Annotated in this window: 16 protein-coding genes and 1 pseudogene; 13 read left to right on the top strand and 4 right to left on the bottom strand. The window is 39.4% G+C overall.

All coding sequences use genetic code 11. The features are described from left to right. Window positions 1-15: 15 nt before the first annotated feature. The 4 genes from dcm to N8M09_RS00370 form a co-directional block, all read right to left on the bottom strand. Complete coding sequence (gene dcm / locus N8M09_RS00385; protein WP_102211293.1) at window positions 16-1,056, bottom strand: DNA (cytosine-5-)-methyltransferase; 1,041 nt, start codon at window positions 1,054-1,056, stop codon at window positions 16-18. Next, on the bottom strand, window positions 1,053-2,453 hold the full coding sequence (locus N8M09_RS00380) for a protein NO VEIN domain-containing protein (protein WP_102211294.1): 1,401 nt from the start codon (window positions 2,451-2,453) through the stop codon (window positions 1,053-1,055). The genes dcm and N8M09_RS00380 overlap by 4 nt, the downstream gene beginning before the upstream one ends. A gap of 2 nt (window positions 2,454-2,455) precedes the next feature. Further along, on the bottom strand, window positions 2,456-3,511 hold the full coding sequence (locus N8M09_RS00375) for a DNA cytosine methyltransferase (protein WP_102211295.1): 1,056 nt from the start codon (window positions 3,509-3,511) through the stop codon (window positions 2,456-2,458). 1,279 nt (window positions 3,512-4,790) lie between these two features. Further along, window positions 4,791-5,168 (bottom strand): hypothetical protein, encoded by a 378-nt coding sequence (locus N8M09_RS00370; protein ID WP_102211297.1) that lies wholly within the window; start codon window positions 5,166-5,168, stop codon window positions 4,791-4,793. Window positions 5,169-5,208: 40 nt separating this feature from the next. On the opposite strand from N8M09_RS00370, the pseudogene N8M09_RS00365 reads away from it, so the two are divergent. The 13 genes and pseudogenes from N8M09_RS00365 to spxR form a co-directional block, all read left to right on the top strand. After that, window positions 5,209-5,505: pseudogene (locus N8M09_RS00365) on the top strand (HAD family hydrolase); the annotation flags it as partial. A gap of 61 nt (window positions 5,506-5,566) precedes the next feature. After that, a complete protein-coding gene (locus N8M09_RS00360; RefSeq protein ID WP_261062774.1) occupies window positions 5,567-6,220 on the top strand; it encodes a uracil-DNA glycosylase in 654 nt (217 codons plus the stop codon). Window positions 6,221-6,229: 9 nt separating this feature from the next. Next, a complete protein-coding gene (locus N8M09_RS00355) occupies window positions 6,230-6,694 on the top strand; it encodes an NUDIX hydrolase (protein WP_001135770.1) in 465 nt (154 codons plus the stop codon). Between the two features lie 12 nt (window positions 6,695-6,706). After that, window positions 6,707-7,975 carry a dihydroorotase gene (locus N8M09_RS00350; protein ID WP_261062773.1) on the top strand — a complete coding sequence of 423 codons (1,269 nt, stop codon included), beginning with the start codon at window positions 6,707-6,709 and terminating at the stop codon, window positions 7,973-7,975. A gap of 41 nt (window positions 7,976-8,016) precedes the next feature. Then, window positions 8,017-9,378 carry a sodium-coupled multidrug efflux MATE transporter PdrM gene (pdrM, locus tag N8M09_RS00345; protein ID WP_261062772.1) on the top strand — a complete coding sequence of 454 codons (1,362 nt, stop codon included), beginning with the start codon at window positions 8,017-8,019 and terminating at the stop codon, window positions 9,376-9,378. A 153-nt stretch (window positions 9,379-9,531) separates the two neighbouring features. Further along, the gene (locus N8M09_RS00340; RefSeq protein ID WP_261062771.1) at window positions 9,532-10,500 is read left to right on the top strand and encodes a thiamine pyrophosphate-dependent dehydrogenase E1 component subunit alpha; all 969 of its coding nucleotides are present in this window, start codon (window positions 9,532-9,534) and stop codon (window positions 10,498-10,500) included. Between the two features lie 15 nt (window positions 10,501-10,515). Further along, entirely contained in the window at window positions 10,516-11,508 is a 993-nt protein-coding gene (locus N8M09_RS00335) for an alpha-ketoacid dehydrogenase subunit beta (RefSeq protein WP_153193762.1), read from the top strand. 448 nt (window positions 11,509-11,956) lie between these two features. Then, window positions 11,957-13,000 carry a dihydrolipoamide acetyltransferase gene (locus N8M09_RS00330; protein ID WP_000752717.1) on the top strand — a complete coding sequence of 348 codons (1,044 nt, stop codon included), beginning with the start codon at window positions 11,957-11,959 and terminating at the stop codon, window positions 12,998-13,000. A gap of 45 nt (window positions 13,001-13,045) precedes the next feature. Then, window positions 13,046-14,749, top strand: coding sequence for a dihydrolipoyl dehydrogenase (gene lpdA / locus N8M09_RS00325; RefSeq protein ID WP_261062770.1), 1,704 nt, complete (start codon window positions 13,046-13,048; stop codon window positions 14,747-14,749). Between the two features lie 59 nt (window positions 14,750-14,808). After that, window positions 14,809-15,798 (top strand): lipoate--protein ligase, encoded by a 990-nt coding sequence (locus N8M09_RS00320; RefSeq protein WP_000873998.1) that lies wholly within the window; start codon window positions 14,809-14,811, stop codon window positions 15,796-15,798. 521 nt (window positions 15,799-16,319) lie between these two features. Continuing rightward, window positions 16,320-17,579 (top strand): UDP-N-acetylglucosamine 1-carboxyvinyltransferase, encoded by a 1,260-nt coding sequence (locus N8M09_RS00315; RefSeq protein ID WP_261062769.1) that lies wholly within the window; start codon window positions 16,320-16,322, stop codon window positions 17,577-17,579. Between the two features lie 15 nt (window positions 17,580-17,594). Further along, window positions 17,595-18,146, top strand: a complete 552-nt coding sequence (locus N8M09_RS00310; protein ID WP_049524053.1) for a GNAT family N-acetyltransferase — start codon at window positions 17,595-17,597, stop codon at window positions 18,144-18,146. Continuing rightward, the gene (spxR, locus tag N8M09_RS00305; RefSeq protein ID WP_261062768.1) at window positions 18,139-19,416 is read left to right on the top strand and encodes a CBS-HotDog domain-containing transcription factor SpxR; all 1,278 of its coding nucleotides are present in this window, start codon (window positions 18,139-18,141) and stop codon (window positions 19,414-19,416) included. Before N8M09_RS00310 ends, spxR begins: the two co-directional genes overlap by 8 nt. Window positions 19,417-19,427: the final 11 nt, after the last annotated feature.

Here is a 19,427-nt window from a genome sequence, read left to right as displayed (position 1 = left end):
CCTACACTTAAAACATCAACTCGCTTCAAACAAATCCAGTTGACCAAAACTTTCTTCGAGTTTCTGTTGCTTAGCAATTACATCACTATTACGTAAATCTGATACTAACTTTTCAGCAATATACCACATCATTACTGGTGGAATAGCATTCCCCAGCATTCTATATTGAGCACCTTCCGAACCAAGCAATTCATAGTTTTCTGGAAACGACTGAATACGTGCAACCTCTCTTGGAGTATAGCGACGGTAACGTCCATTTTCTAATAAAACAGGATCAGTACTATTTAAGGACACTTTCGCCAAGTGGGAACTAACCGTATTGCTCGGCTGTTCAATGTCTTGTGCTCGTCCTTTATTCATTTTTTTGCCAGATTTACTATTTAACATTCCTTGCACAGCCCTCTCACTAAAATAATACTTTTCATCAATATCTTGCTGAAGAATTGCTTTTAGTGGTGTATAATCTTCTACATTCTGAATAGGCTCTTCAGGAAATTCAAAAGTAAAATTTAAATCCTTTCGAATGCCAACAATAAACACACGCTCTCTCTTTTGCGGAACGCCGTATTTGGTGGCTACACAAAGTTTATAAGAAACATTATAGCCAGCTTTTTCGAACTCTTCAATAATTAGAGGAAAAGCTTCTTTATTGTTTGCAGACAAAATTCCCTTAACATTTTCGGCAAAAAATGCTTTTGGTTGATGAGCCTTTAACACTCGCACCATCTCAAAAAACAGTGTCCCTTTTTCGTCTTTTATTCCTAAGCGTTTCGGATTTTGAGCACTAACAGAAAATGATTGACAAGGAAAACCTCCCGTTAAAATATCGAAATATGGGATTTCATCTGATTTTATTTCTCGGATATTTCGATTGTCTGGAGTAACACCAAAATTCTTTTCAAACATTTTATTGGCACTGTCTTCAATATCATTTGCATAGACAATCTCAATTTGATTGTCAGCATAATGTTTACCTAAAAAATCAAATCCACCAGCAAAACCAATATCCGTTCCACCCCCTCCACTAAAAAGAGAGGCAATTTTTAGTTTCTTCAAATTAAATTCTCCTCAAAGCCAACTGACGATGAAAAACGGACATCATATCCATCTTTTCTCTCAATCAGAAGCATCTTCTCATTTTTGACTAACTCATACAAATTCTTGATAATAAACAATTTTTTGCTATGTTTAGAAATCTGCAAACGATAAATATAGTATCTATCACGCACAGATTTAGCAGTTCGCCATTCGTTTGGTGTGATATGAAACGAATTAAAAGTAATAGAAGCATTGCTGACAGTTGTTTTGACTTCAATATACTTTCTCAGCTCAGAATCATCACACTCAAAAGATTGAACATCGTAGCCAACGCCAAACTGTGTTGGAATAAAATTCACCAGATGGAGCAACTGCTCTTGCCCATGTTCTCGTAATTTTTGTTTTTCATGATTGATAACAATAGCTTCTCCCGAACTCCCTACAACAGCGGTAGAGATTTTCTCGCTGTATTCGATGTGTTCAGTTAGATGTCCGATAATATCTGTTTTCTCTTCAGTAAAATCAATATCACTTGGAAGGTAGATATTAAAGTTTGTCCTAAAATCAATATCTCCTAAATCACGATTGACATATTCGAACCAAGCACTTCTAAAATTTCGAACATCTTCAATTGTTGTAGAAGCATTTCCAATAAATTGAGCATAGCCATCAAAGGTAGCATCTGATTGCAAAAAGTCATTTATTGCTTGCTCTTCCATAGAATTTATTTTATACCTACCACCTTGAACAGTTAGTAAACTCGCTATAACCATGTAATCTAAAATATCTTTGGCATATCGAATAACATCTCCTTTAGTATCGTAAGCTACTTTAGACGCTCTATTCTCTTTGATACGATTCCATATTTTCAAAACAGGCTCTCTATCACGAGTGCATCTCAAATCATTAAAGATACAATGGGCGACTTCTTCATCGGTGAGGTAAATAGTTTTTTCTTCAGCTTGTGAGGCTTCTGTAAATAGTTCCAGTAGATACTGAGCTGGCTTAAATTGAACTCCGATTTGGCAAAGTTTAACAATCTCGTTATCTTTTAGATGCCCACCAGGATATTCAAAATTATACAAAAAGGTTTTAAAAAAGCGAATAAGGTCTTGGTCCTCAGTCAATTCCTTAGCCCTGTTTCCTGAATAGACAAAGCCATCTTTCTCAATCATCATCCCAAACAAAGAAGAAATCTCTGTTCGCCAGTTATTGATTGTTTTCTCTGTTTTATCTGCATTTCCTGCATATTGTTTGATAATGTCATTTAGTTGCTGACTAAATTCATTTTTAGGCAATATTCCCAAATAAGAAATATTCGTTGCCATATAAACAAGTACATTTTCGACATCATTTTTAAAACGAGGTCTTGGGTGATGTAGTCTAAAATAATATTTCTCTGGAACTTGATACATAATTACTCTTCGTTATTTTTTAAATATTTCAATAAATTGTTTGCAATTTGCTGAGCCATTAAAGGAGGAACAGCATTACCAACTTGTCTAAATTGCTGTGTTTTACTTCCGTAAAAGATAAAATCATCTGGAAAAGATTGTAGACGAGCAGATTCCCTCACTGTTGGCACACGATTATACTTATAGTGGAAATGATGTCTATGCCCCGTATCAATCGTAGGAGCTGGCTTCCAACTAGCAAATCGTGTCCAAGCGACATTAAATTTTCTTGTTTCTCGTAATTCCTCTGGTAGATTTTTATAATTTCCACCGTCAGGAACGAGGGCTATCGTGCTCGTTACTTTTTCAGAATGCTTAGCTGCGATATGATTCAAAACAACAGATGAACGATTTCGCATTAGTTTTTGATAGTCATTTTGAGGTTCTGAAATATAAGACATTTCTAAATCACCAAGCTCATTTTCTAATGTTGGTAAATCAGAAAGTGCCATCTCAGTCGTGATAGTTTTATCCAAGGATTCAGGATACTCAAAGCCATCATTCCTTGTCCCTACAAAAATGACACGCTTCCTATTTTGCGGAACTCCATAATCAGAAGCTAACAAAACTTTAAACTGAACCTTATAGCCCATTTTCGAAAATTCTTCGATAATAGTATCTTTAATTTGACCTTTAAACAGGCTAACAATACCGATAACATTTTCTATAACAAAGGCAGTCGGCTGCATTTCTTGAACCAATCGAATGTAAGATAGGTAAAGTTTATTCCGTGGGTCATCAAATTTTCTCGGTCCAGAAAGCGACATTCCCTGACAAGGCGGACCACCAACAATTAGGTCAACCTTTTGTTCTCCAATTATCGGCTTTATATCTTCTTCATAGGATATATTCGTAATATCTCCACATAATATTTTTGAATTCTTATGATTTTTTTGGAATGTCTCTAAAGCTTTTTCGTCGTTATCAATCCCCAATAGAACATTAAAACCAGCCATCTCGAATCCATAAGATAGGCCACCTGCTCCTGAAAATAAATCTATGATATTATATTTTTTCAATTTGTAAACTCCAATTTATTACTATCTTCAATTATACCACAGAAAACAATTTGAAGATACTTTGCAAAATAATGTCCACACCTTACCTAGTAGTCCAACAACTAACCAACTCTAGCCCCTTAACCCCAGCGATTTCAAGTCGTTGGGTTTTTCGTGAAAAAGTGCTTGACTCTTCCCCTATAGAGAGTTATCATGGACACACCAATAAAGCAAAGGAGATTTATATGGAAAGATACAACCACTAGCCAACATTTTGAAACTGAACCAAAACTTCCTAAAGTCGAAACTGTTAACCTCACGACTTTTGAAGAATTACACGACTACACGGTGGAGGGTGTGTTTTTAAGCCCTTGAAAATCTCCATCACGGACGAAGATTCTTGGGTTTATACTTGCCGTTTTCTTAATTCTGAGTGTGCCGAAGAATATTATACTACTTGTTGCAAAACGGAAGATTTGGAAGAATTTGCCGTTTAGAATTGCAAATTACAGGAAGAAAAGGTCGAAGTTTTAAACATTGAACTACAAAGCCAAGTTTAATTTTAGTTATTTTAATGCTTTTTTCAACAAAACTGTTGACACAATAATTTTAAGTCTGTATAATAGATTAAGTTATCTCAGATAGCTATAAAATATATGCTTTTGAGATAAAGAAAATCCCAACGATAATCGTACTACCGTTGGGGAGAAGATTTCTTATTTTTAGTTATCAGCCTTATAGTTAACCAACAAGAGAACGATAAGACTGATTTGCATTAGCTTCACCACTATTAGTGGTGATTTTTTCTTTTATTTGGTGAAGCTTTATTCCTAGGTTTAGTATAGTTATTACCCTTTCTAAGCCAAGTGGCCATCAGCTCTTTTGAATTTCTGGTTCTTCTGTTAGAATTGATAACCAAGAATGCAAAGCAACAAATGATTAGTGGAATAACGACTATCACTACACTTATCACAGTAAGATTTTCGAACGGTATTTTTAATATATGAACAGAAACTACGCTACCAATACCACCAGTACCTGCTGCAGTCAACATTGATTTTATATTTTTTTCTGTTCCATCCTCACTTTCATTAAAAATGTGTTGGTTAGACAAAACAAGAAATCTTCGGTGTTACTAATATAACGATATCCTTACACTTTGTCAATAGCAGTGTATTATTTATAACTGTTTTTAATTTTTCTGACATTTTTACACTGTATTAAAAAATTTTCTTTATATTTTCAATTCGAAACAAACACCCCAGTCGCAAAACTGGGGCAATTTTGTTATAAATTTCAGCTAACAAACCGTCTCATCGATATAGGTCACTGGTGTTGCCAAAATGTATAGCAAGGTTTCGCACATCTCACCTCTACTTTGGCAAGTGAGCAACTTTTTGATTTTCGCAATAAACTTTTCTTTGCTTTCGTTAATGGCAAAAACTGTTATTTTGCGTTTAAAAACATTAGTTTCAACATAATCGAAGGCAAAACCTTTTTCGAACACTCGTAGTTTCGTTAAAAATGTGGGCAAAGATATCGGGTCGTTAAGATAAAATCCTAATTGGTCTGGTTGCCATTCAATTGGCATTTCTGGCACAACACCCCAATATGTTTGCTGGCGTATTTTGCTTTCTAATTTTTGTAGATACATTTCAGTTTCTAAATCGATATACATATCACTCCTATCTGTTAAATTTCTTTTACATGTCCATCATATGACTCAATCGGGTCTAGCACCGTATTTCAATCAAGTCTTTATCTCAGAACAGTTGCAAACACAAAAGCCTGATGCTCTCTTTTATGAAAAAATCGGTCAACAGATTGCAGGTTTTAGCAAAGAAAAGACGCTGATGATTGGAGATTCCCTAACCGCCGACATTCAAGGTGGCAACAATGCTGGAATTGACACTATCTGGTACAATCCTCATCACCTAGAAAATCATACACAAGCCCAGCCTACTTACGAAGTCTATTCCTTCCAAGACTTGCTGGATTGCTTAGATAAACTGTAAAAAGTGGTTTAGATAGCCACTTTTTGCTATAATAGAGGCAGTAAAAAAGAAGGAGTCGGCTATGGAACATTCGTCTTGGCATGCTTTGATAAAGGAGCAATTACCTGAGGGTTATTTCGGGAAAATCAATCAGTTTATGGAGCAGGTCTATGCTCAGGGAACTATTTATCCACCCCAGGAAAAGGTCTTTCAGGCTCTCTTGACAACACCGCTTGAAGAGGTTAAGGTGGTGATTCTAGGACAAGATCCCTATCACGGGCCAGGTCAAGCTCAGGGCTTGAGTTTTTCTGTACCTGACTCTATTCCAGCTCCGCCATCCTTGCAAAATATCTTGAAAGAATTGTCAGATGATATCGGGGTTAAGAAGTCCCATGATTTGACAGCTTGGGCTGAACAAGGAGTCTTGCTTCTTAATGCTTGTTTGACGGTTCCTGCTGGACGGGCCAATGGTCATGCTGGTCAGATATGGGAGCCCTTTACTGATGCTGTAATTCAGGTGGTCAATCATCTAGATAAACCAGTCGTTTTTGTACTCTGGGGAGCTTATGCACGCAAGAAGAAGATTTTGGTTACAAATCCTCATCACTTGATTATCGAATCAGCCCATCCCAGTCCTTTGTCAGTTTATAGAGGATTTTGGGGTTCCAAGCCTTTTTCCAAAGCCAATGCATTCTTAAAAGAGACAGGACAAGAGCCAATCGATTGGCTTAGATAAGGAGAAAATATGCCTCAGTTAGCGACGATTTGCTACATTGATAACGGGAAAGAACTGCTCATGCTTCATCGTAATAAAAAGCCTAATGATGTCCATGAAGGGAAATGGATTGGTGTGGGTGGTAAGCTGGAGCGTGGTGAGACTCCACAGGAATGTGCAGCACGTGAAATCCTTGAAGAAACAGGGCTCAAAGCTAAGCCTGTTCTAAAAGGTGTCATCACTTTTCCTGAATTTACACCAGATTTAGACTGGTACACCTATGTTTTTAAGGTGACGGAGTTTGAGGGCGACTTGATTGACTGTAATGAGGGAACGCTAGAATGGGTTCCCTATGACGAGGTTTTGAGTAAGCCGACTTGGGAAGGTGACCATACCTTTGTTGGGTGGCTTTTAGAGGATAAACCCTTCTTTTCAGCCAAGTTTGTTTATGATGGGGATAAATTGTTGGATACCCAAGTTGATTTCTATGAATAAAGGAGAAAGCAGATGCTACTAATCAAAAATGGTCGTGTAATGGATCCCAAGTCTGGTTTGGATCAAGTGTGTGATGTCTTAGTTCAAGATGGGAAAATTATAAAAATTGCGCCTGAGGTCAAGGAAGAAGGAGCAGAAATAATTGATGCTACTGGTCTTGTAGTTGCGCCTGGACTGGTTGATATTCATGTGCATTTCCGTGAACCTGGTCAAACCCACAAGGAGGATATCCATACTGGTGCCCTAGCAGCCGCTGCAGGTGGCTTTACGACTGTTGTCATGATGGCTAATACTAGTCCAACCATCTCAGATGTAGAGACTTTGCAAGAAGTTCTCCATTCAGCTGCCAAAGAGAAGATTAATGTTAAGACGGTTGCGACCATTACCAAGAATTTTAATGGGCAAGATTTGACTGACTTTAAGGCACTTTTAGAAGCTGGTGCGGTTGGTTTCTCAGACGACGGTATCCCACTTGAAAGTAGTAAAGTTGTCAAGGAAGCCATGGAGGAAGCTAAAAAACTCAATACCTTTATTAGTCTTCATGAGGAAGATCCAGGTTTGAATGGGATTCTTGGATTTAATGAAAATATTGCTAAAGAACATTTCCATATCTGCGGTGCGACAGGCGTGGCTGAATATGCTATGATGGCGCGTGATGTCATGATTGCCTATGCAACTAAGGCCCATGTTCATATCCAGCATTTGTCTAAGGAGGAAAGTGTTAAAGTAGTGGAGTTTGCTCAGAAATTGGGTGCGCAAGTTACAGCAGAAGTAGCGCCACAGCATTTTTCTAAGACCGAAGCGCTCCTTTTGACACAAGGTAGCAATGCTAAGATGAATCCGCCGCTTCGTTTGGAATCAGACCGTCGTGCGGTTATCGAAGGTCTCAAGTCAGGGGTCATCACAGTTATCGCGACTGACCACGCACCTCACCATGCGGATGAAAAAAATGTCAAGGATATTACCAAGGCGCCATCTGGCATGACTGGCTTAGAAACCTCTCTTTCTCTCGGTTTGACTTACTTGGTGGAAGCTGAGGAGTTGAGCTTGATGGAATTGCTTGAAAAGATGACATATAACCCAGCCAAACTTTATAACTTTGAAGCGGGTTACTTGGCTGAGAACGGTCCGGCGGATATCACTATTTTTGATGCTAAGGCTGACCGCCTTGTGGACTCCCATTTTGCTTCGAAAGCAACTAATTCACCATTTATCGGTGAAACCTTAAAAGGGCAGGTTAAATATACCATCTGTAAGGGACAAATCGTCTATCAAAACTAGGTGGGAGTCTGCTCTGTAAACAAAAAGAATAGAGAGGTAATATGTACCAGACCCATCATTTTAAAGACAAATTTATCTTATTTTTAAAGATATTTTTCCCTATCCTGATTTATCAATTTGCAAATTATTCTGCCTCCTTTGTTGATACGACAATGACTGGTCAATACAATACCATGGACTTGGCTGGTGTATCTATGGCAACCAGTATCTGGAATCCTTTCTTTACATTCCTGACAGGGATTGTATCAGCCTTAGTGCCTATCATTGGTCACCATCTTGGTCGAGGCAAAAAGGAAGAAGTGACGTCTGATTTTTACCAGTTCATCTATCTGGCCTTGGTGCTATCTGTGGCCTTACTGGGGATGGTACTTTTCTTGGCACCACCAATCTTGAATCATATTGGGTTAGAAGCACCAGTGGCGGCAGTAGCGGTTCGCTATCTTTGGCTTTTATCTATCGGGATTATCCCCTTGTTGCTCTTTAGTGTTATTCGCTCCTTGCTGGATTCGCTGGGCTTGACCAAACTGTCTATGTATCTTATGCTTTTGTTACTTCCTCTCAATAGTGGATTTAACTATATCTTGATTTACGGGGCATTTGGTGTTCCAGAACTGGGAGGTGCTGGTGCTGGTTTAGGTACTTCCTTGGCTTACTGGGTCTTGCTGGGGATTTCTGTTCTGGTTTTATTTAAACAGGAGAAGCTCAAGGCTCTACATCTTGAGAAACGAATTCCGCTTAATATGGATAAAATCAAGGAAGGAGTTCGTCTAGGTCTTCCTATTGGGGGAACCATCTTTGCGGAAGTGGCTATCTTTTCCGTGGTTGGATTGATTATGGCTAAGTTCTCATACTTGATTATCGCTAGTCACCAGTCAGCTATGAATTTTTCAACTCTAATGTACGCCTTTCCTATGAGTATCTCATCTGCTATGGCTATTGTTGTTTCCTATGAAGTGGGAGCCAAGCGATTTGATGATGCGAAAACCTATATTGGTCTAGGAAGATGGACAGCCCTCATTTTTGCGGCTTTCACCTTATCCTTCCTTTACATTTTTAGGGGAAATGTGGCCAGTCTTTATGGTAACGACCCAGAATTTATCGATTTGACAGCGCGTTTTTTGACTTATAGTCTTTTCTTCCAGTTAGCAGATACCTTTGCGGCACCGCTTCAGGGAATTTTACGAGGTTATAAGGATACGATTATTCCTTTTTACCTTGGTTTGGTTGGTTATTGGGGCGTAGCAATCCCAGTAGCTATGGCATTTGATTCCCTAACAGATTTTGGAGCTTATTCTTACTGGATCGGTTTGATTATTAGTCTAATCGTGAGTGGGGCGCTCTACCGTTGGCGTTTAACTGTGATTATGAAAAGATTTGAATCTTTAGCAAAATCCAAACGCTAAAAAGTTTGTGAAAAAATATTCTTGATAAGGAAATCCCTTATTCCTATAGGGTTTTCTTTTTTATTTTGTGAAATTTCCTTGAGAAAAACTTTGACAGTATTTTCTAAAAACGGTAAAATAGTAAGGTAAGAAGAAAGTTAGAAAGGCAAGAAGATGTCAACTTTAGATAAAAATCTTTTGCTAGAAATGTTCCGTAAGATGGAAGAAATCCGTCGTATGGACTTAAAAATTGCGCAATTAGTAAAGAAAGGGAAAGTGCCAGGAATGACGCACTTTTCTGTTGGAGAAGAGGCAGCTAACGTGGGTGCTATGTTGGCTCTCAATCCGGATGATCTAATTACCTCAAACCACCGTGGTCACGGACAAGCTATTGCCAAAGGAATTGACCTCAACGGGATGATGGCTGAAATCCTTGGTAAATACACTGGAACCTGTAAAGGAAAAGGTGGATCTATGCATATCGCCGACCTTGATGCTGGTAACCTTGGTGCCAATGGTATCGTAGGTGGTGGGATGGGAATCGCTGTTGGTGCAGCTCTTAGTCAGCAAATGCAAAATACCGGTAAAATCGTTGTCTGCTTCTTTGGAGATGGTGCGACCAACGAAGGTGTTTTCCACGAAGCAGTGAACATGGCTTCTATCTGGAACCTGCCAGTCATTTTCTATTGCATTAACAACGGTTACGGTATCTCTGCGGATATCAAGAAAATGACCAATGTAGAACATATCCATCAACGTAGCGCCGCTTATGGAATTCCTGGAATGTTCATCGAAGACGGTAACAATGTCATCGATGTTTATGAAGGATTTAAGAAAGCTGTAGACCATGTTCGTGGTGGCAATGGTCCAGTCTTGATTGAAAGTGTAACTTATCGCTGGCTTGGTCACTCATCATCTGACCCTGGTAAATATCGTACGCGTGAAGAAGTGGAATTGTGGAAACAAAAAGACCCAATTGAAAACCTCCGCAATTACCTCATTGAAAACGCTATTGCAAGTGCCGAAGAATTGGAAGAAATCCAAGCGCAAGTCAAGGAAGCAGTAGAAGCTTCTGTTAAATTTGCAGAGGAAAGTCCATTCCCACCGCTTGAATCAGCATTTGAAGATATTTACGCAGACTAAGGAGAAAGAGATAAAATGGAAACAAAAACAATGTCTTTCCGTGACACCATTATCCTTGCTATGTCTGAGGAAATGCGTCGCGATGAAAATGTGTTCTTGATGGGAGAAGACGTCGGTGTCTTCGGAGGAGACTTCGGAACTTCTGTTGGAATGCTTGAAGAATTTGGTCCAGAACGTGTTCGTGACTGTCCGATTTCTGAAGCTGCCATCTCTGGAGCAGCAGCAGGAGCAGCTATGACGGGACTTCGTCCAATCGTTGATATGACCTTCATGGACTTCTCAGTTATTGCCATGGACAATATCGTCAACCAAGCCGCTAAAACACGTTATATGTTTGGTGGTAAAGGTCAGGTTCCAATGACTGTTCGATGCGCTGCTGGTAATGGAGTTGGATCTGCAGCCCAGCACTCGCAATCACTAGAGTCTTGGTTTACTCACATTCCAGGACTTAAGGTTGTAGCACCAGGTACACCTGCGGACATGAAAGGACTGCTTAAGTCTTCTATCCGTGATAACAACCCAGTTATCATTCTTGAATACAAGTCAGAATTTAACCAAAAAGGGGAAGTGCCAGTTGATCCAGACTACACAATTCCACTTGGGGTTGGTGAAATCAAACGCGAAGGAACGGATGTAACAGTTGTTACTTATGGAAAAATGCTTCGCCGTGTGGTTCAAGCTGCTGAAGAATTAGCAGAAGAAGGAATTTCAGTTGAAATTGTTGACCCACGTACCCTTGTACCGCTTGATAAGGATATCATCATAAACTCAGTTAAGAAGACTGGTAAGGTTGTTCTTGTCAACGACGCCCATAAAACAAGTGGCTATATCGGAGAGATTTCAGCTATTATTTCAGAATCAGAAGCATTTGACTATCTAGATGCACCAATTCGTCGTTGCGCAGGAGAAGATGTGCCGATGCCTTATGCACAAAACCTAGAAAATGCAATGATTCCAACCGTTGAAAGCATCAAAAATGCAATCCGTAAAACATATAACAAAGAATAGAATTACATAAATTAAATTATGTAATGTTTTAGAGGTTTTAACTTTAGTAACTTGAGATATGTTTTGTATTCAAATGATTTGAAGAGTTGCGACATGAGTGAGTCGAATCGATAATATTCGACGAATGAATTAGTAAGTCTACAAGGTTGACCGCCAAATAGCGGCAACCGTAGTAACTTGAGACGCGTTTCGTGTTCAAGTTACTTGTAGAGTTGAGCACGGGCTAAAAGCTCGGAAAAAGATTAATCTCCTTAACTTCATCGAAGTCTACGTTGATTTCCTATTTTTCGGTCGCTTTTAAACGCCCTTTGCATCATGTAATTGAATTCGGGCTAAAGTCTGTGTGAAAAAGATAAACTTTCCTAGAAACTAAAGTTTCTTCGTCAAGTTTCCTATTTTCACTTTGACTTTTAACGCCCTTTGTATCATAAATAGAATTGGAGAGGTCATGGCTGATGACAAGCTAAGAGCGACTCCTGCGGCTAGAAAGTTAGCGGATGATTTAGGTATCAACCTCTACGACGTTTCTGGCTCAGGTGCAAACGGTCGTGTCCACAAAGAAGACGTGGAAACTTATAAAGACACAAATGTGGTTCGCATTTCGCCACTTGCAAAACGAATTGCCCTCGAACATAACATTGCTTGGCAGGAAATCCAAGGAACCGGTCATCGTGGTAAAATCATGAAAAAGGATGTTTTGGCCTTGCTTCCTGAAAATATCGAAAACGATACCATCAAGTCTCCTGCTCAGATTGAAAAAGTGGAAGAAGTTCCTGATAATGTAACACCATACGGTGAAATTGAGCGTATTCCAATGACACCAATGCGTAAGGTTATTGCCCAACGTATGGTTGAATCTTACCTAACTGCGCCAACCTTCACCCTTAACTATGAAGTTGATATGACTGAAATGTTGGCTCTTCGTAAGAAGGTTCTTGAGCCAATCATGGAAGCAACTGGGAAGAAGACTACTGTAACAGACCTCCTTTCACTTGCTGTTGTGAAAACCTTGATGAAGCATCCTTATATCAACGCTTCATTGACAGAAGATGGCAAGACTATTATCACTCACAACTATGTCAATCTTGCCATGGCAGTTGGAATGGATAATGGATTGATGACACCTGTTGTTTACAATGCTGAGAAAATGACTCTTTCAGAACTGGTTGTAGCCTTTAAGGATGTTATTGGCCGTACCTTGGATGGTAAATTAGCTCCAAGCGAACTGCAAAACTCAACATTCACAATCAGTAATTTGGGAATGTTTGGTGTTCAGTCCTTTGGTCCGATCATCAACCAACCAAACTCAGCTATCCTTGGCGTCAGTTCGACAATCGAGAAGCCAGTTGTCGTTAATGGTGAGATTGTCATTCGTCCAATCATGAGTCTTGGTTTAACCATTGACCACCGTGTCGTAGATGGTATGGCTGGTGCTAAGTTTATGAAGGACTTGAAAGAATTGATTGAAAATCCAATATCAATGTTGATTTAAGAGCAAGAGTATTCATTTTTAAGATATAGATAAAGGAAGGAAGACATGGCCTTAGAAGTAATTATGCCAAAAGCCGGCGTGGATATGACAGAAGGACAAATCGTCCAATGGAATAAAAAAGTCGGAGAATTTGTAAAAGAAGGAGAAATCCTTTTGGAAATCATGACTGACAAAGTCAGCATGGAATTGGAAGCTGAAGAAGATGGGTACTTGATTGCTATCCTTAAAGGGGACGGTGAAACAGTCCCTGTAACGGAAGTTATCGGTTACCTTGGTGAAGAAGGGGAAAATATCCCAACAGCTGGGGCAGCAGTGCCAGAAGCTAGCCCAGCACCTGCAGCAAGTGCCTCAAACGATGATGGTAAGAGCGATGATGCTTTTGATATCGTTGTGATTGGTGGAGGTCCTGCTGGTTATGTTGCAGCCATCAAAGCTGCCCAACTCGGTGGTAAGGTTGCTCTAGTTGAGAAATCTGAACTCGGCGGAACCTGCTTAAACCGTGGATGTATTCCAACCAAGACCTACCTTCACAACGCTGAAATCATCGAGAATATCGGTCATGCCGCAAATCGTGGTATCGTCATTGAAAATCCAAACTTCACTGTAGATATGGACAAACTTTTAGAAACTAAATCTAAAGTTGTTAATACTCTTGTTGGTGGTGTTGCAGGACTTCTTCGTAGCTATGGAGTAACTGTTCATAAGGGTATCGGTACTATTACTAAAGACAAGAATGTTTTGGTAAATGGTTCTGAATTGCTTGAAACCAAGAAAATCATCCTTGCTGGTGGTTCAAAAGTCAGCAAGATCAACGTTCCTGGTATGGAATCGTCACTTGTCATGACCAGTGACGATATTCTTGAAATGAACGAAGTGCCAGAAAGCCTTGTTATCATCGGTGGTGGTGTTGTCGGTATCGAACTTGGTCAGGCCTTCATGACATTTGGTTCAAAAGTAACTGTTATCGAAATGATGGACCGTATCGTGCCAGCTATGGATGCGGAAGTTTCTAAGAACCTTCGCTTAATTCTTGAGCGTAAAGGAATGACCATCTTGACTGGTACTAAACTGCAAGAAATCATCGAGGAAAATGGTCAACTTCGTATCAAGGTTGAAGGAAAAGACGATATCATCGCAAATAAAGCTCTTCTTTCAATCGGTCGTGTGCCAGACCTTGAAGGTATTGGCGATGTTGAATTTGAATTGGACCGTGGACGCATCAAGGTCAACGAATACATGGAAACTTCTGTTCCAGGTATCTACGCACCAGGTGACATCAACGGTACTAAGATGTTGGCGCACGCAGCCTTCCGCATGGGTGAAGTTGCTGCTGAAAATGCCCTTAAAGGAAACCATGCTGTTGCCAAATTGAATTTGACACCTGCAGCTATCTACACTCTTCCTGAAGTAGCAGCAGTAGGTCTCACAGAAGAACAAGCTCGTGAAAAATACGATGTAGCCATTGGTAAATTCAACTTTGCTGCTAACGGTCGTGCCATTGCTTCTGATGCTGCTCAAGGTTTCGTAAAAGTCATTGCAGATAAGAAATACGGGGAAATTCTTGGTGTGCACATCATTGGTCCTGCAGCTGCTGAATTGATCAACGAAGCGTCAAGCATTATCGAAATGGAAATTACTGTTGAAGAAATGCTGAAGACTATCCACGGACACCCAACCTACTCTGAAGTAATGTACGAAGCATTTGCAGACGTTCTTGGAATGGCTATCCATTCACCTAAGAAAAAATAAAACGAAGATAGACTAGACTGGAATTATTTTCCAGTCTCTATCGTATTAGAAGGTATCTTATGAAATATATTATCAATCATTCAAACGACACTGCCTTTAATATTGCCTTGGAAGAATATGCCTTTAAACACCTTTTGGATGAGGATCAAATCTTCCTACTTTGGATTAACAAGCCATCTATCATTGTTGGTCGTCACCAGAATACCATCGAAGAAATCAACCGTGATTATGTTCGAGAAAATGGTATTGAGGTGGTCCGCCGTATCAGCGGTGGTGGAGCTGTTTACCACGATTTAAATAACCTCAACTACACGATCATTTCAAAAGAAGATGAAAACAAGGCTTTTGACTTCAAGAGCTTCTCAACTCCAGTTATCAATACCCTGGCTCAACTTGGGGTTAAAGCTGAGTTCACAGGCCGTAATGACCTTGAGATTGATGGTAAGAAGTTCTGTGGCAATGCTCAAGCCTATATCAACGGCCGTATCATGCACCATGGTTGCTTGCTCTTTGACGTTGATTTGTCAGTCCTTGCTAACGCTCTCAAGGTTTCAAAGGATAAATTTGAATCAAAAGGTGTGAAATCGGTTCGTGCCCGTGTCACCAATATTGTCAATGAACTACCAGAAAAAATCACAGTCGAAGAATTCCGTGATTTACTCTTGGAATACATGAAAAAAGAGTACCCAGAGATGACAGAATACGTTTTTTCTGAGGAAGAATTAGCTGAAATTAACCGTATCAAAGATACTAAGTTTGGAACTTGGGACTGGAACTATGGTAAATCACCTGAATTTAACGTCCGTCGTGGAACAAAATTCACCAGTGGTAAGGTCGAAGTCTTTGCTAATGTCGTCGAATCAAAAATCCAAGATATCAAGATTTACGGTGACTTCTTTGGTATTGAAGACGTTGCTGCAGTAGAAGATGTCCTTCGTGGGGTGAAATACGAACGCGAAGATGTCCTCAAAGCGTTAGAAACCATTGATATCACACGCTACTTCGCTGGTATTAGCCGTGAAGAAATCGCTGAAGCGGTAGTAGAGTAAAGAAAAGCTATTTGTTAGTCATTGTGGGTTGCAGAAAAGATATTATCTGGATAGGACAAGTCTTAAAACCTGCTGAACGAGAATCAAAAAGAACTCACTTCCAATGCTTAATAAAAAAACTCGGAAGTTTGTTCTGAGTCAACTAAATACGACTATTTGCAATTGAATATAGAGATGAGAAGGTCAGTAGTAGATTATCTGTAAGGTGACACAGACATGAGTTGTTTTTGATTTCCGCATAGTATTAACATCCCAAAAGACTATTATCTCTTATAGTTGAACGATACCTCAAAAGTTAGATAGAGAAAATCTAATTTTTGGGGTATTTTATAATTTTTAATTCAGGCTCTTTTTAGTATCAAAAAATGTTGAAGAAAAATGTAGACGTAGCCTTTCAACTTAACCCTATTTATTGCTTACTATCCAATAAAATTGAAAAGGATGGAAAAAAGGATAAATTTATGATATACTTTATTTTAAAGACCTTATTAGAAATCTTGAAAGAGTATTGAAAACTTAGAATGAGAAAAATTGTTATCAATGGTGGATTACCACTACAAGGTGAAATCACTATTAGTGGTGCTAAAAATAGCGTTGTGGCCTTAATTCCAGCTATCATATTGGCTGATGATGTGGTGACTTTGGATTGTGTTCCAGATATTTCGGATGTAGCCAGTCTTGTCGAAATTATGGAATTGATGGGAGCTACTGTTAAGCGTTATGACGATGTCTTGGAGATTGATCCAAGAGGTGTTCAAAATATTCCAATGCCTTATGGTAAAATTAACAGTCTTCGTGCATCTTACTATTTTTATGGGAGCCTATTAGGCCGTTTTGGTGAAGCGACAGTTGGTTTACCGGGAGGATGTGATCTTGGTCCTCGTCCGATTGACCTACACCTTAAGGCTTTTGAAGCTATGGGTGCCACTGTTAGCTACGAGGGAGATAACATGAAGTTATCTGCTAAAGATACAGGACTTCATGGTGCAAGTATTTACATGGACACGGTTAGTGTAGGGGCAACGATCAATACGATGATTGCTGCGGTTAAAGCGAATGGTCGTACCATTATTGAAAATGCAGCCCGTGAACCAGAGATTATTGATGTAGCTACTCTCTTGAATAATATGGGTGCCCATATCCGTGGTGCAGGAACTAATATCATCATTATTGATGGTGTTGACAAATTACATGGGACACGTCATCAGGTGATTCCAGACCGTATCGAAGCTGGAACATATATTTCTTTAGCTGCTGCAGTCGGAAAGGGGATTCGTATAAATAATGTTCTTTACGAACACCTAGAAGGATTTATTGCTAAGCTGGAAGAAATGGGAGTGAGAATGACTGTATCTGAAGACAGCATTTTTGTCGAAGAGCAGTCTAATTTGAAAGCAATCAATATTAAGACAGCTCCTTACCCAGGCTTTGCAACTGATTTGCAACAACCGATTACCCCACTTTTACTAAGAGCGAATGGTCGTGGTACAATTGTCGATACGATTTACGAAAAGCGTGTAAATCATGTTTTTGAACTAGCAAAGATGGATGCGGACATTTCGACAACAAATGGTCATATTTTGTACACAGGTGGACGTGATTTACGTGGGGCAAGTGTTAAAGCGACTGACCTACGAGCTGGGGCTGCACTAGTCATTGCTGGGCTTATGGCTGAAGGTAAAACTGAAATTACCAATATCGAGTTTATCTTACGTGGTTATTCTGATATTATTGAAAAATTACGTAATCTAGGAGCGGATATTACACTTGTTGAGGATTAAACCGTAGAGGTGTTTATGAATATTTGGACCAAATTAGCAATGTTTTCTTTTTTTGAAACGGATCGCTTGTATTTGCGTCCTTTCTTTTTTAGTGATAGTCAAGACTTCCATGAGATAGCTTCGAATCCAGAAAATCTACAATTTATTTTCCCAACGCAGGCAAGTCTGGAAGAAAGTCAATATGCACTGGCCAATTATTTTATGAAGTCCCCTTTGGGAGTGTGGGCAATTTGTGACCAGAAAAATCAACAAATGATTGGTTCTATTAAATTTGAGAAGTTAGATGAAATCAAAAAAGAAGCTGAGCTTGGCTATTTTTTGAGAAAAGATGCTTGGTCGCAAGGATTTATGACAGAAGTTGTTAGAAAAATTTGTCAGCTTTCTTTTGAGGAATTTGGATTAAAACAATTATCTATCATTACCCATCTTGAAAATGAATCTAGTCAACGGGTTGCCCTTAAGTCTGGATTCCGTTTGATTCGTCAGTTTAAGGGAAGTGATCGTTACACAAGAAAAATGCGGGATTATCTTGAATTTCGGTATGTAAAAGGAGAATTCAATGAGTAAGCATCAGGAAATTCTAAGCTATTTGGAAGAATTACCTGTCGGAAAGAGGGTTAGTGTTCGTAGTATTTCCAACCATCTGGGAGTCAGTGATGGAACGGCTTATCGCGCTATCAAGGAAGCTGAAAATCGTGGAATTGTAGAGACTCGACCAAGAAGTGGTACTATCCGCGTTAAATCCCAGAAAGTTGCTATCGAAAGATTAACTTTTGCTGAGATAGCAGAAGTGACTTCTTCTGAGGTTCTGGCTGGGCAAGAAGGTTTAGAGAGAGAATTTAGTAAGTTTTCAATCGGTGCCATGACCGAACAAAATATTTTGTCTTACCTTCACGATGGGGGGCTCTTGATTGTCGGAGACCGAACCCGTATTCAATTACTAGCGCTGGAAAATGAAAATGCAGTTCTGGTTACAGGTGGATTTCAGGTTCATGATGATGTGCTTAAACTGGCCAATCAAAAAGGAATTCCTGTTTTAAGAAGCAAACATGACACTTTCACTGTCGCGACCATGATCAATAAAGCCCTGTCAAATGTCCAAATCAAGACTGATATTCTGACAGTTGAGAAACTTTATCGTCCGAGTCATGAATATGGTTTTCTGAGAGAGACAGATACAGTTAAAGATTATTTGGACTTGGTACGTAAGAATCGTAGTAGCCGTTTCCCAGTTATCAATCAACACCAGATTGTTGTTGGAGTTGTAACCATGAGAGACGCTGGTGATAAGTCACCAAGTACCACAATTGACAAGGTCATGTCTCGTAGTCTGTTTTTGGTTGGATTATCGACAAATATTGCCAATGTGAGTCAACGGATGATCGCTGAAGACTTTGAAATGGTACCGGTTGTTCGAAATAATCAAACCTTGCTTGGAGTTGTGACGCGACGAGATGTCATGGAGAAGATGAGCCGTTCCCAAGTTTCTGCTCTACCGACTTTTTCTGAGCAGATTGGTCAAAAACTCGCTTATCACCATGATGAAGTAGTGATTACAGTGGAACCCTTTATGCTAGAGAAAAATGGTGTTTTGGCTAATGGTGTATTGGCGGAGATACTGACTCATATGACCCAAGATTTAGTTGTGAATAGTGGTCGAAATCTCATTATTGAGCAGATGCTAATTTACTTTTTGCAGGCTGTTCAGATAGATGATATATTGCGTATTCAAGCCCGTATTATCCATCATACGAGACGATCAGCTATTATTGATTACGATATTTATCATGGTCATCAGATTGTTTCAAAAGCAAATGTAACCGTTAAAATTAATTAGAAACTAGGAGA

It is taken from the genome of Streptococcus mitis (assembly GCF_946190375.1).
Classification (GTDB): domain Bacteria; phylum Bacillota; class Bacilli; order Lactobacillales; family Streptococcaceae; genus Streptococcus; species Streptococcus mitis_CJ.
This window is presented reverse-complemented; position numbering and strand designations above follow the sequence as displayed.